The organism is Cedecea sp. AS113 (assembly GCF_037152415.1).
GTDB lineage: Bacteria > Pseudomonadota > Gammaproteobacteria > Enterobacterales > Enterobacteriaceae > Cedecea.
The window spans coordinates 1-12,064 of record NZ_JBBCMI010000008.1 but is presented as its reverse complement, the minus strand read 5'-3'; the positions used below and the strand labels follow the sequence as shown (position 1 = coordinate 12,064).

11 protein-coding genes and 1 pseudogene are annotated in these 12,064 nt (G+C 54.8%); 8 read left to right on the top strand and 4 right to left on the bottom strand.

Features of this window, described 5'->3' with window-relative positions; all coding sequences use genetic code 11:
- Nucleotides 1–16 precede the first annotated feature (16 nt).
- From cpdA to parE, 3 genes are read left to right on the top strand one after another with little or no spacing between them, the layout of a single operon-like run.
- A complete protein-coding gene (gene cpdA, locus WFN87_RS11200) occupies nucleotides 17–844 on the top strand; it encodes a 3',5'-cyclic-AMP phosphodiesterase (protein ID WP_166878031.1) in 828 nt (275 codons plus the stop codon).
- On the top strand, nucleotides 844–1,419 hold the full coding sequence (gene yqiA, locus WFN87_RS11195) for an esterase YqiA (protein ID WP_008460923.1): 576 nt from the start codon (nucleotides 844–846) through the stop codon (nucleotides 1,417–1,419). Before cpdA ends, yqiA begins: the two co-directional genes overlap by 1 nt.
- 45 nt (nucleotides 1,420–1,464) lie before the next feature.
- Nucleotides 1,465–3,357 carry a DNA topoisomerase IV subunit B gene (gene parE, locus WFN87_RS11190; RefSeq protein WP_008460924.1) on the top strand — a complete coding sequence of 631 codons (1,893 nt, stop codon included), beginning with the start codon at nucleotides 1,465–1,467 and terminating at the stop codon, nucleotides 3,355–3,357.
- A gap of 65 nt (nucleotides 3,358–3,422) precedes the next feature.
- On the opposite strand, the gene WFN87_RS11185 is transcribed toward parE, so the two are convergent.
- The 4 genes from WFN87_RS11185 to qseB all read right to left on the bottom strand — a co-directional run bounded on the left by WFN87_RS11185 (nucleotide 3,423) and on the right by qseB (nucleotide 6,486).
- A complete protein-coding gene (locus tag WFN87_RS11185) occupies nucleotides 3,423–3,740 on the bottom strand; it encodes a putative quinol monooxygenase (protein ID WP_008460925.1) in 318 nt (105 codons plus the stop codon).
- Nucleotides 3,741–3,770: 30 nt separating this feature from the next.
- Complete coding sequence (locus WFN87_RS11180; protein ID WP_039297985.1) at nucleotides 3,771–4,352, bottom strand: NAD(P)H-dependent oxidoreductase; 582 nt, start codon at nucleotides 4,350–4,352, stop codon at nucleotides 3,771–3,773.
- Nucleotides 4,353–4,468: 116 nt separating this feature from the next.
- Nucleotides 4,469–5,830 (bottom strand): quorum sensing histidine kinase QseC, encoded by a 1,362-nt coding sequence (gene qseC / locus WFN87_RS11175; protein WP_336982979.1) that lies wholly within the window; start codon nucleotides 5,828–5,830, stop codon nucleotides 4,469–4,471.
- Nucleotides 5,824–6,486, bottom strand: coding sequence for a quorum sensing response regulator transcription factor QseB (gene qseB / locus WFN87_RS11170; RefSeq protein WP_336708671.1), 663 nt, complete (start codon nucleotides 6,484–6,486; stop codon nucleotides 5,824–5,826). The genes qseC and qseB overlap by 7 nt, the downstream gene beginning before the upstream one ends.
- A 192-nt stretch (nucleotides 6,487–6,678) precedes the next feature.
- On the opposite strand from qseB, the gene WFN87_RS11165 reads away from it, so the two are divergent.
- The 5 genes and pseudogenes from WFN87_RS11165 to WFN87_RS11145 form a co-directional block, all read left to right on the top strand.
- Complete coding sequence (locus tag WFN87_RS11165) at nucleotides 6,679–7,080, top strand: YgiW/YdeI family stress tolerance OB fold protein (RefSeq protein ID WP_336708672.1); 402 nt, start codon at nucleotides 6,679–6,681, stop codon at nucleotides 7,078–7,080.
- Between the two features lie 147 nt (nucleotides 7,081–7,227).
- Nucleotides 7,228–9,498, top strand: a complete 2,271-nt coding sequence (gene parC / locus WFN87_RS11160) for a DNA topoisomerase IV subunit A (protein ID WP_336818880.1) — start codon at nucleotides 7,228–7,230, stop codon at nucleotides 9,496–9,498.
- Nucleotides 9,499–9,588: 90 nt separating this feature from the next.
- Nucleotides 9,589–10,344, top strand: coding sequence for a 1-acylglycerol-3-phosphate O-acyltransferase (locus WFN87_RS11155; protein WP_336982980.1), 756 nt, complete (start codon nucleotides 9,589–9,591; stop codon nucleotides 10,342–10,344).
- Nucleotides 10,345–10,406: 62 nt separating this feature from the next.
- Nucleotides 10,407–11,819 carry a cell division protein FtsP gene (gene ftsP / locus WFN87_RS11150; protein WP_039297975.1) on the top strand — a complete coding sequence of 471 codons (1,413 nt, stop codon included), beginning with the start codon at nucleotides 10,407–10,409 and terminating at the stop codon, nucleotides 11,817–11,819.
- Between the two features lie 124 nt (nucleotides 11,820–11,943).
- Nucleotides 11,944–12,064: pseudogene (locus WFN87_RS11145) on the top strand (IS481 family transposase); the annotation flags it as partial.

The following is a 12,064-nucleotide window of genomic DNA, read 5'->3' as shown; positions in this document are numbered from 1 at the left end:
AACCTAAGGACACCATTTGGAAAGCCTGTTAACCCTTCCTGTGGCCGATGGAGGCCGAATCAGGATATTGCAAATAACCGATACCCATTTGTTCGCTGGAAAGAACGAAACGCTGCTCGGGATTAATACCTGGAAGAGCTATCAGGCGGTCTTGACCGCTATTCTGGCCGAACAGCGTGCCTGCGACTTACTGGTGGCAACCGGGGATTTGGCCCAGGATCACAGCGTGGAGGCTTATCAGCATTTTGCTGAAGGAGTCTCCCGCATTTCTGCGCCTTGCGTTTGGCTGCCGGGTAACCACGATTTTCAACCTGCAATGTTTAACGCTCTGCAGGAAGCGGGTATTTCTCCGGCCAAGCGCGTTTATATCGGCGATCGCTGGCAAATCTTGCTGCTGGACAGCCAGGTCTTTGGCGTTCCCCACGGTGAACTGAGCGACTATCAGCTGGAATGGCTTGAGCGTCAGCTGGCTGCGGCTCCAGAGCGCCACACCCTACTTTTGCTGCATCATCATCCTCTTCCTGCCGGCTGCAGCTGGCTGGATCAGCACAGCCTGCGCAATGCTGCCGCACTGGATGCCGTGCTTAAGCCCTGGCCGCAGGTGAAAACGCTGCTTTGTGGGCACATTCATCAGGAACTGGATCTCGACTGGAACGGTCGCAGAATGCTGGCCACGCCTTCGACATGCGTCCAGTTCAAACCTCACTGCGCCAATTTCACGCTCGACACCATTGAGCCGGGATGGCGCTGGCTCGATCTTTATCCTGACGGCAGCCTGACGACGGAAGTTTGCCGTTTGCAAAGCGGTAAATTTAGTCCTGACACGGCTTCTGAGGGTTATTAATGCCTGCGTTACTGTATCTGCACGGGTTTAATAGCTCTCCGGCCTCCGCAAAAGCGACCCGTTTTAAGGCGTGGTTGGCTCAGCATCATCCTGAAATTGAGATGATTGTGCCTCAGTTACCGCCTTATCCGGCAGAGGCTTCCGAGCTGCTAGAGTCGCTGGTGCTCAAACGTGGAGGAGAGCCACTGGGCATTGTGGGGTCTTCCCTCGGCGGTTATTACGCGACCTGGCTTTCGCAGTGCTTTACGCTGCCTGCGGTGGTGGTTAACCCGGCGGTTCGCCCTTTTGAGCTGCTTGTGGGTTACCTTGGTAAAAACGAGAACCCCTACACCGGGCAGCAATATGTGCTAGAGTCACGCCATATTTACGATCTGAAAGTCATGCAGATTGACCCGTTGGAAGCGCCAGACCTGATTTGGCTGCTGCAACAAACGGGCGATGAGGTGCTTGATTACCGCCAGGCCGTAGCCTACTACGCGCTCTGCCGCCAGACGGTGAAACCCGGTGGCAATCATGCCTTCACGGGCTTCGAAGATTATTTCACACAGATTGTCGACTTCCTCGGCTTGCGCTGAGGCCTGACGGCCGATTTCCTGTTTCGCTATCTGAATGAATAAACCATGACGCAATCCTATAATGCCGATGATATAGAGGTACTCACCGGGCTTGAGCCTGTTCGCCGCCGCCCGGGGATGTACACTGACACCACTCGTCCTAACCATTTAGGACAGGAAGTCATTGATAACAGCGTGGATGAGGCGCTGGCAGGTCACGCTAAGCGCGTGGATGTCATCCTGCACGCCGACCAGTCGCTGGAAGTCATTGATGACGGGCGCGGGATGCCTGTTGATATCCATTCCGAAGAGAAGGTCCCGGCCATTGAGCTGATCCTTTGCCGTCTGCATGCGGGCGGTAAATTCTCGAATAAAAACTACCAATTCTCCGGCGGCCTCCACGGCGTAGGGATCTCTGTGGTTAACGCCCTTTCCAAACGCGTTGAAGTGACCGTCCGCCGCGACGCTCAGGTATACAGCATCGCTTTTGAAAACGGCGAGAAGGTGCAGGATCTGGAAGTGATTGGCACCTGCGGGAAGCGCAATACCGGGACCAGCGTGCATTTTTGGCCGGATGAAAGCTTCTTCGACAGCCCGCGCTTTTCCGTTTCACGCCTCAGCCATCTGCTGAAAGCGAAAGCGGTACTGTGCCCGGGGGTTGAGATTACCTTTACCGATAAGGTGAATAATACCGAGCAGCGCTGGTGCTACCAGGACGGCCTGAACGACTATCTGTGCGAAGCCGTAAATGGCCTGATTACCCTCCCGGAAGCACCGTTTATCGGCAATTTTTCGGGCGACACCGAAGCCGTTGACTGGGCGCTGCTCTGGTTGCCGGAAGGCGGTGAGCTGCTGACGGAAAGCTACGTAAACCTGATCCCAACCATGCAGGGCGGTACTCATGTTAACGGCCTGCGTCAGGGGCTGCTCGATGCCATGCGTGAGTTCTGCGAATACCGCAATATTCTGCCGCGTGGCGTGAAGCTCTCTGCGGAAGATATTTGGGAACGCTGCGCCTATGTGCTGTCGGTCAAAATGCAGGATCCTCAGTTTGCTGGCCAAACGAAAGAACGTCTCTCCTCACGCCAGTGTGCGGCCTTTGTCTCCGGCGTAGTGAAGGATGCTTTCAGCCTGTGGCTGAACCAGAACGTACAGGCGGCAGAACAGCTGGCAGAGCTGGCTATTTCCAGCGCTCAGCGCCGCATGCGCGCCGCGAAGAAGGTTGTGCGTAAAAAGCTGACCAGCGGGCCAGCGCTGCCGGGTAAGCTGGCAGACTGTACTGCGCAGGATTTAAGCCGGACCGAACTATTCCTGGTGGAAGGGGACTCGGCGGGCGGCTCCGCGAAACAGGCTCGCGATCGCGAATATCAGGCGATCATGCCGCTGAAAGGGAAGATCCTGAACACATGGGAAGTTTCTTCTGACGAAGTACTGGCCTCGCAGGAAGTGCACGATATTTCTGTGGCGATCGGTATTGATCCAGACAGTGAAGATCTGAGCCAGTTGCGCTATGGCAAGGTCTGTATCCTTGCGGATGCGGACTCCGATGGTCTGCACATTGCCACGCTGCTGTGCGCGCTCTTTGTGCGCCACTTCCGGGCACTGGTGAAAGGTGGTCACGTTTACGTGGCGATGCCGCCGCTCTACCGCATCGATCTGGGTAAAGAGGTTTATTACGCGTTGGATGAAGAAGAAAAAGCCGGCGTGCTGGAACAGCTTAAGCGCAAGAAAGGCAAGCCAAACGTGCAGCGCTTTAAAGGGCTGGGCGAGATGAACCCGCTTCAGCTTCGCGAGACCACGCTTGATCCGAATACGCGCCGTCTGGTTCAACTGACCATCAGCGATGAAGACGACCAGCGCACGCTGGCGACAATGGATATGCTGTTGGCCAAAAAGCGTTCGGAAGATCGCCGCAACTGGCTGCAGGAAAAAGGCGACATGGCCGATATCGAGGGCTAAACGTTTTTCTCCAAAACGTAAAAGGGATGGCTCAGGCCATCCCTTTTTGCATTCTCAGACGCCAGTTACTTCACGGCTTCTTCGAGAATGCGGATATGCACTTCCAGCACGTCGTCTTTCACGCGGGCGCTATGTTCTTTCATGTGGGCCGTCTCAAGATGGGCTTCCAGATGCGCAACGCTTTCCCATTTTTCCAGCATGAAGATGGAGTCCGGAGCGGTAGTCTGGAACGCGACCTGGGCGTTATGATCGACCAGCGGCGCGTAGCCGTGGCAGCCTTCTTCCTTCAGCACGGTTGGAATAATTTTCTCAAACGCTGCAATTACCGCCTGGCGATGGTGTGACCCAGGACGTGTACGAATTTCTGCAATCACTGTCAGCATGACTAACTCCTTATGTTATCCGGCAAACAGTTAAGCAAAAATACCAGCCAGATGCTTGCGATATTCTGCTACATAATGTGGCACGTCAGGTGCCTTGATGACGTCATTAGCGATAAAGGTTGGCAGCCCTTCCATGCCCAGAAACTGGTTAGCCTTGTGGAATGGAAGATAAACACCGTCTACGCCAACGCCATGGAAAAACTGATCTTTTTCGGTGAAAGCTTCTAAAGGTGCGTTCCAGGTCAGGGACATCATGTAGGTTTTGCCCTGAATCAGGCCGCCGGAACCATATTTTTTAGAGGCGTCTGAACGGGTACGGCCGTCGCTGGCATACAGCGAACCGTGGCCCTCGGTGAACACATCGTCAATGTACTTTTTGACCGTCCACGGGGCGCCCATCCACCAGCCCGGCATCTGCCAGATGATGCTGTCTGCCCAAAGGAATTTCTCAACTTCCGCTTTAACGTCATATTCGCTGTCTGCGCGGGTGACCTGGACATCATGCCCGAGGTCGCGCAAATAGCTTTCCGCGACTTCGGTCATGGTGTCATTAAGCTGGCCGTTGGAATGGCCGAATTTTTTACCGCCGTTGATAATCAGGATGTTGCTCATTGTTAGCCCTTAAATAATTACGTTTGCCAATCATTATAATGAGAACCTTACTGTGAAAAAATGACCAGGATGTGCAAAGACTTTTGCTGCACGAGCAATAATCCGGCTGAAATTTCTCAGTTCCAACGGATGCAAACCCTAAAACCGCCGCTTTCTGCGTTGCCGAAAGTTGCCCGCATACCGTGCAACGCCGCAATTCGACTAACGATTGACAACCCCAGCCCGCTGCCGGTTTTTAGCTGCCCTGGTGGGCGGAAGAAGCGTTCCCCCAAAGAGGCAAGATATTCAGGGTTCACGCCCGGTCCATTGTCGATAACCTTAAGCTCATTCTCCTTAAGTACGACGTTCACAACGCTGCCTGCAGGGCTGTAGCGGACGGCGTTATCAATGATATTGCGCAACATCAACCCAAGCAGAAGTGGCTGAACGAGCTGGGTTACTGGTTTTTCCGGCATCTGCAGGTGGATATCAATATGCTCTCGCTGGGCCGCGTGCCAGGCTTCCATCACGCTTTCCTGAAGCAGAGTCTGCAGTGACACGTCCTGGACATCATTCAGTTCAGCCAGAGAGTCCAGCCGGGAAAGCGTCAGCAGCTGTTCAACAAGACGGGAGGCTCGGTCAATGCCCTGATGAAGCTGGTTCAGCGCTTGCTCTCTGACTTGGGCATCATCTTCCGCCAGTTGAGCCACCTCTGCCTGTACCTTCAGGGCCGCAAGCGGGGTTCGGAGTTCGTGGGCGGCATCGGACGTAAAGCGCCTTTCACGCTGCATAAATGCTTCTGTACGCTCAAAGAGCTGATTTAAGGCATCCACAAGGGGCCTGACTTCCAGCGGGAGAGGCTGAGTCTCGAGTCTGCTGTTGTCACCGGGGGGGCGACGCTGTAGTTTTTGCGCCAGTTTTCGCAGCGGTGCCAGCTCTCTGCTGACTAACCCAATCAGCAGGACCAGCATCAGCGGCAGTGCTATTAACCAGGGCGTGAGCTGAGCGGACACGATATCCAGAGCCATATCGTTCCTGTAGTCCCACTCCTGACCGACCACGATACGATAACGACCATCAGGCGTTGTCAGCCAGACCAGACGCCAGAGATCGTCATCATCATCGAGTTGCCCATCAGTAAATCCGTCCCTATGCCATGAATAGATCAGTCCTTTACCGCTGTCGCCGTCATTGAGCACAAGCCTGCCCTCAGCGGTAAAAATGGCGAAGGCTAATGTGTCATCATCGAGCTTACCGCGATGTTTTTTCAGAATGTTTTTACTGCGAGGAAGCTGTGGCTCGGCGCTGTTTGCGCCATCGAAATCCAGCACGCTTAGCCGCTTAGCAAAAAGCAGTTGTTGGGTATCGAAGAGCTTGTTGAGCGATTTACGGGCTTCATACCAAGCGGCGGCACTGGCAAAGGCTGCTGCTGCAAGGGTCAGCACTATAAAGCCTACGGTCAGGCGTGTGCGTAAGCTTTTGGTCAACGTTCTTAGCATGCATCACCTAACGTATAGCCGATGCCGTGTACGGTGCGAATAAAACCGCTGCCCAGCTTTTTACGGAGATGATGGATGTGAACTTCAAGGGCGTTGCGCGAGACTTCATCGTCCCAGCTATAGATTTTTTCCTCGATCAGTGTACGTGGCAGAACACGCCCGACATTACGCATAAGCAACTCGAGTAAAGCGAATTCCTTAGGCTTTAGCTGTAGGGGCTCGCCGTTGAGAGATACCGTATGGTTTTCCGGAGAAAGTACGACATTTCCGTGGGTAATCTCTGGCTGCGCGTGGCCGTGCGCCCGGCGGATGAGTACCTGCAACCGCACTGCCACTTCTGTCAGGGCGAATGGTTTGCAAAGGTAGTCGTCCGCACCCAGCTGTAATCCTTCAATGCGCTCTTCCAGCGAGTCTCTGGCAGTCAGGATTAGTACGGGCTGACTGTGCCCCTCTTTACGCCAGGCGCGCAGAATATCCAGGCCATCCATGCCCGGGAGACTGAGATCCAACACTACGGCGTCGTAGGGGGCTAGGCCAAGTGCGGCTTGCCCCTTTGGCCCATCGCTAAACCAGTCAACTGCAAACCCCATTTTGATTAATCCGGCTTTAATGCCGTCACCAATTAGTGGGTCATCCTCAATAAGTAACAGGCGCATGGCGCACTCCTTGTTGCTGCCGTTAAGACGAGCAGTAAATACCTGTCGTCTTTGTGTGTACAGAAGAAAAGCCTGCTCCTTCGGCAAAGACCGCAAATTTGTAATAAAAAAACACTTCCTGCCGAGGGGTTAAGATCTCGTTAAGATTTGGGCGCTTTACTAGGGGCTAAGAAACGAAAGGAGAATTACATTATGAAAAAGACAGCCGCTTTATTTGCCATTATCGCTTTAACTTCAGCCCCTCTATTTGCTGCTCAGACCGGGGGGTTTGTTGACCCTAATGCCTCGGTACATACTCAGCCTATACAGCAGGGCGGCTTTGTGGGCCCAACGGGGAGTAAAACCACGGTAAAACAGGCCAAAACGTTATCTGATGACACTTGGGTGACGCTGACCGGTAAAATTGAGCAGCGCATTGGTGGTGAAGATTATATTTTCCGCGATGCAACCGACAGTATCAACGTAGACATTGACCATAAGCGTTGGAACGGCCAAACGGTCACCCCTCAGGACACCGTGGAAATTCAGGGTAAAGTGGATAAAGACTGGAACTCGATAGAAATCGACGTAAAGCAAATTAACAAACTGAAGTAACGCTGAAAATGCGGCTTGCCCATATGGGCTGCCGCTTCGTATAAAGCTATTCATCGCTATGACTCAACAGGCCAGATAAGGTACTATCGGCGGCAATTACGCCGATTGTGGCCACAATCGGTTCGTCAGTTTGAGGATGAATGAGCAATGAGTGATTTGACTCATGATGGTGCTGAGCGTCTTGCGCTGCACGAATTCACGGAAAATGCGTATCTCAACTATTCCATGTACGTCATCATGGACCGCGCCCTGCCGTTTATTGGCGACGGGCTCAAGCCGGTTCAGCGTCGAATCGTATATGCGATGTCGGAGCTGGGGCTAAACGCCAGCGCAAAATTCAAAAAGTCAGCCCGTACCGTGGGTGATGTGCTGGGTAAATACCATCCGCACGGCGACAGCGCCTGTTATGAAGCGATGGTGCTGATGGCGCAGCCGTTCTCTTACCGCTATCCGCTGGTGGACGGGCAGGGGAACTGGGGCGCGCCGGACGATCCTAAGTCCTTTGCTGCCATGCGTTATACCGAATCCCGCCTGTCGAAGTACGCGGAGCTGCTGCTCAGTGAGCTCGGGCAGGGAACGGTAGACTACATCCCGAACTTTGACGGAACGCTGCAGGAGCCAAAAATGCTGCCTGCGCGTTTACCGAACATCCTGCTTAACGGGACAACCGGCATTGCGGTAGGGATGGCAACAGACATTCCTCCGCATAACCTGCGCGAAGTCGCTCAGGCCGCCATAACGCTGATTGACCAGCCAAAAACGACGCTGGACAGCCTGCTGGATATCGTCCACGGTCCGGATTATCCGACCGAAGCGGAAATCATCACGCCGCGTGAAGATATTCGCAAAATCTACCAGAACGGGCGCGGCTCCATCCGCATGCGTGCGGTGTGGCGCAAAGAAGACGGCGACGTTGTGATTACCGCGCTGCCTCATCAGGTGTCAGGCGCTCGCGTGCTGGAGCAGATTGCCAGCCAGATGCGTGCGAAAAAGCTGCCAATGGTTGAAGACCTGCGCGACGAGTCGGATCATGAAAACCCGACCCGGCTGGTGATTGTGCCTCGTTCCAATCGCGTAGACGTTGAGCAGGTAATGAACCATCTGTTCGCGACCACCGATTTGGAAAAAAGCTATCGCGTTAACCTGAATATGATTGGCCTTGACGGTCGCCCGGCGGTGAAAAACCTGCTGGAGATCCTCAGCGAATGGCTGGTCTACCGTCGTGACACGGTGCGCCGCCGCCTGAACTACCGTCTGGAAAAAGTCCTTAAACGCCTGCATATCCTCGAAGGTTTGCTGGTAGCGTTCCTCAATATCGACGAAGTGATTCATATCATTCGTACCGAGGATGAGCCGAAGCCGGTGCTGATGTCTCGTTTTGATATCAGCGAAACGCAGGCCGAAGCTATCCTTGAGCTGAAGCTGCGTCACCTCGCTAAACTGGAAGAGATGAAGATCCGCGGCGAGCAGAACGAGCTGGAAAAAGAACGCGATCAGCTGCAGGGTATTCTCGCTTCAGAGCGCAAAATGAACACGCTGCTGAAAAAAGAGCTGCAGTCGGATGCCGATACCTACGGGGACGACCGTCGCTCTCCGCTGCATGAGCGCGGTGAAGCGAAGGCGATGAGCGAGCATGACATGGTGCCGTCTGAACCGGTGACGATTGTGCTGTCGCAAATGGGCTGGGTGCGCAGCGCCAAAGGCCACGATATTGACGCGCCGGGCCTGAGCTATAAAGCCGGTGACAGCTACCTTGGCTCAGCCAAAGGTAAGAGTAATCAACCGGTGGCGTTCATTGACTCCACCGGGCGAAGCTACGCGCTGGATCCTATCACGCTGCCGTCAGCACGTGGTCAGGGTGAGCCTCTGACCGGTAAGCTGACGCCACCGCCGGGTGCGACGGTTGACTATGTGCTGATGGCCGCAGACGATCAGAAGCTGCTGATGGCTTCGGACGCAGGCTATGGCTTCGTCTGTACCTTTAACGACGTTGTTTCACGCAACCGCGCAGGTAAAACGCTGATTTCCCTTCCGGATAACGCCCGCGTCCTCCCTCCGCTGGAAATTCACAGCGCAGACGACATGCTGTTGGCGATCACCGCCGCCGGGCGCATGCTGATGTTCCCGGTGAGTGACCTGCCGGAGCTGTCGAAAGGCAAGGGTAATAAAATTATCTCTATCCCGGCAGCCGAAGCGGCGAAAGGTGAAGATAAGCTGGCACATCTGTTTATCCTGCCGCCGCAGAGTACGCTGACGCTGCACGTCGGGAAGCGTAAAATTAAGCTGCGCCCTGAAGAGCTGCAGAAAATTACCGGTGAGCGAGGCCGCCGCGGGACGCTGATGCGTGGCCTGCAGCGTATCGACCGCGTGGACGTCGATTCGCCAATGCGGGCTGGAGCTGGAGACAGCGAAGAATAATCCGGGGTACGGCGGCAGCGTTGCCGCCGTCCGGTGTGTTTTACGCTAAAGCCGATATACTTATCAACGGCTTCGGCTCATGAGGTAGTTATGCTAGCGATTGTACGTTTTATTATTGTCGTTATTTACTGCATCCTGGTATGCATCTTTGGTTCAATTTATTGTCTGTTTAGCCCGCGTAATCCGCGCCATGTGGCAACTTTTGGGCACCTTTTCGGGCGTCTGGCGCCAGTATTCGGTCTCAAGGTTGAAACCCGCTTACCTGCCGGGGCAGAAAACCACCCCACCGCGATTTACATCGGTAACCATCAAAACAACTACGATATGGTGACGGCTTCGAGTATCGTGCAGCCGCCGACGGTAACGGTTGGGAAAAAAAGCCTGGTGTGGATCCCGTTTTTTGGCCAGCTTTACTGGCTGACTGGCAACCTGTTGATTGACCGGGATAACCGGGCAAAAGCCCACGGTACTATCTCCCAGGTTGTCGAGCAGATTCGCAAACGTAATGTTTCTATCTGGATGTTCCCGGAAGGGACCCGCAGCCGTGGTCGAGGCCTGCTGCCGTTTAAAACCGGGGCGTTTCATGCCGCGATTGCCGCGGGCGTGCCGATTATTCCGGTGTGCGTTTCCAATACCAGTAATAAAATTAAGCTAAACCGTTGGAACAACGGGTTGGTCATCGTCGAAATGCTGCCGCCAATTGATACCAGCGCTTATGGGAAAGATCAGGTCCGTAAGCTGGCCACTGACTGTCGTGAACTGATGATGGCCAAAATCGACGAACTCAATCAAGAAGTTGCCGCGCGTGAAGTCGCCGGCAAAGTTGAAAAGAATCAGGCGAGTTAAATGCCGCCTTTGGCGGTACGGTTTGTATCGCCTTTCGTTATTCAGTTTTACATGGAGCAATTATGTCACTCAGTCGGCGTCAGTTTATTCAGGCATCCGGAGTTGCGCTTTGTGCCGGCTCGGTGCCGCTGAGGGCAAACGCGGCAGGGCAGCAGCAGCCTTTACCTGTTCCCCCTCTGCTTGAATCTCGTCGCGGCCAGCCCTTATTCCTGACGCTGCAGCGCGCTCACTGGTCATTTACCGGCGGCGCTAAGGCACCCGTTTGGGGCTTTAACGGGCGCTATATGGGGCCAACCATTCGCGTCTGGAGCGGGGATGACGTGAAGATGATCTACAGCAACCGTCTGCAGGAAAATGTTGCGATGACGATTGCTGGCCTGCAGGTGCCGGGGCCGCTGATTGGCGGGGCCGCACGTATGATGTCGCCGAACGTAGACTGGGCGCCCGTTTTACCCATTCGCCAGCGAGCCGCTACGCTGTGGTATCACGCCAACACGCCGAATCGCACCGCAAGGCAGGTTTACAACGGCCTCGCGGGGATGTGGTTAATTGAGGATGAAGTCAGCAAATCTCTGCCAATCCCTAACCATTACGGCGTGGATGACTTCCCGATTATCATCCAGGACAAGCGACTCGACAACTTCGGTGCGCCAGAGTATCAGGAGCCAGGCAGCGGCGGTTTTGTTGGCGATACGCTGCTGGTGAACGGGGTGCAAAGCCCGTACGTGGAAGTGTCCCGTGGTTGGGTGCGTCTGCGTTTGTTGAACGCCTCAAACTCGCGTCGCTACCAGCTGCAAATGAGCGATGGTCGCTCCATCGCGGTGATTTCCAGCGATCAGGGGTTCCTGCCGGCACCCGTTTCGGTCAAGCAGCTGTCGCTGGCGCCGGGAGAGCGGCGAGAAATTCTTATCGACATGACCGAAGGCAAAGAGGTCTCGATTACCGCCGGTGAAGCGGCGGGGATCATGGATCGCATTCGTGGTTTCTTTGAGCCGTCGAGCATTTTGATTTCCACGCTGGTGTTAACGCTGCGTCCTACCGGGCTGCTGCCGCTGGTGACCGACACGCTGCCAATGCGCCTTCTGCCGGAAGAGATTATCGGCGGTAACCCAACGCGCAGCCGTGAAATCACCCTCGGTGACGATCCGGGCATTAACGGCCAGCTGTGGGATATGAAGCGGATTGATATTCAGACTCAGCAGGGCACCTGGGAACGCTGGACGGTGCGCGCTGATACGCCGCAGTCTTTCCACATTGAGGGCGTTAGTTTCCTGGTGCGCAACGTCAACGGGGCTTCGCCGTTCGGGGAAGATCGCGGCTGGAAGGATACCGTGTGGATAGACGGGCAGGTTGAGCTGCTGGTCTACTTTGGGCAGCCTTCCTGGGAGCATTTCCCGTTCCTCTACTCCAGCCAGACGCTGGAGCTTGCCGATCGTGGCTCCATCGGTCAGCTATTGGTTCAGCCCGCACCCTAGTTTTTACCCTCACCCTAACCCTCTCCCTACAAGGGGGTACGGTCCGGGGACATCGTGAACACTTGTTCGGGGACATGGTAGACACTTACAACTAAGGCATAAGAACCCGTTTATGGAGCCGCTTATGCCGTGGTATGCGAGAGATACCATGTCATTACGTTCTGAGTTTGTTCTGCTCGCCTCGCAGGACGGGGCGAACATTCGTCTTCTGTGCCGTCGCTATGGCATTTCTCCTGCCACTGGCT

Coding starts and splice junctions, on each gene's coding strand:
- qseB (WP_336708671.1), bottom strand. CDS start 6,486: ATGCGCCTGTTACTTATTGAGGATGACCCACTAATTGGTGACGGCATT.
- WFN87_RS11180 (WP_039297985.1), bottom strand. CDS start 4,352: ATGAGCAACATCCTGATTATCAACGGCGGTAAAAAATTCGGCCATTCC.
- WFN87_RS11165 (WP_336708672.1), top strand. CDS start 6,679: ATGAAAAAGACAGCCGCTTTATTTGCCATTATCGCTTTAACTTCAGCC.
- qseC (WP_336982979.1), bottom strand. CDS start 5,830: ATGCTAAGAACGTTGACCAAAAGCTTACGCACACGCCTGACCGTAGGC.
- ftsP (WP_039297975.1), top strand. CDS start 10,407: ATGTCACTCAGTCGGCGTCAGTTTATTCAGGCATCCGGAGTTGCGCTT.
- yqiA (WP_008460923.1), top strand. CDS start 844: ATGCCTGCGTTACTGTATCTGCACGGGTTTAATAGCTCTCCGGCCTCC.
- parE (WP_008460924.1), top strand. CDS start 1,465: ATGACGCAATCCTATAATGCCGATGATATAGAGGTACTCACCGGGCTT.
- WFN87_RS11155 (WP_336982980.1), top strand. CDS start 9,589: ATGCTAGCGATTGTACGTTTTATTATTGTCGTTATTTACTGCATCCTG.
- WFN87_RS11185 (WP_008460925.1), bottom strand. CDS start 3,740: ATGCTGACAGTGATTGCAGAAATTCGTACACGTCCTGGGTCACACCAT.
- parC (WP_336818880.1), top strand. CDS start 7,228: ATGAGTGATTTGACTCATGATGGTGCTGAGCGTCTTGCGCTGCACGAA.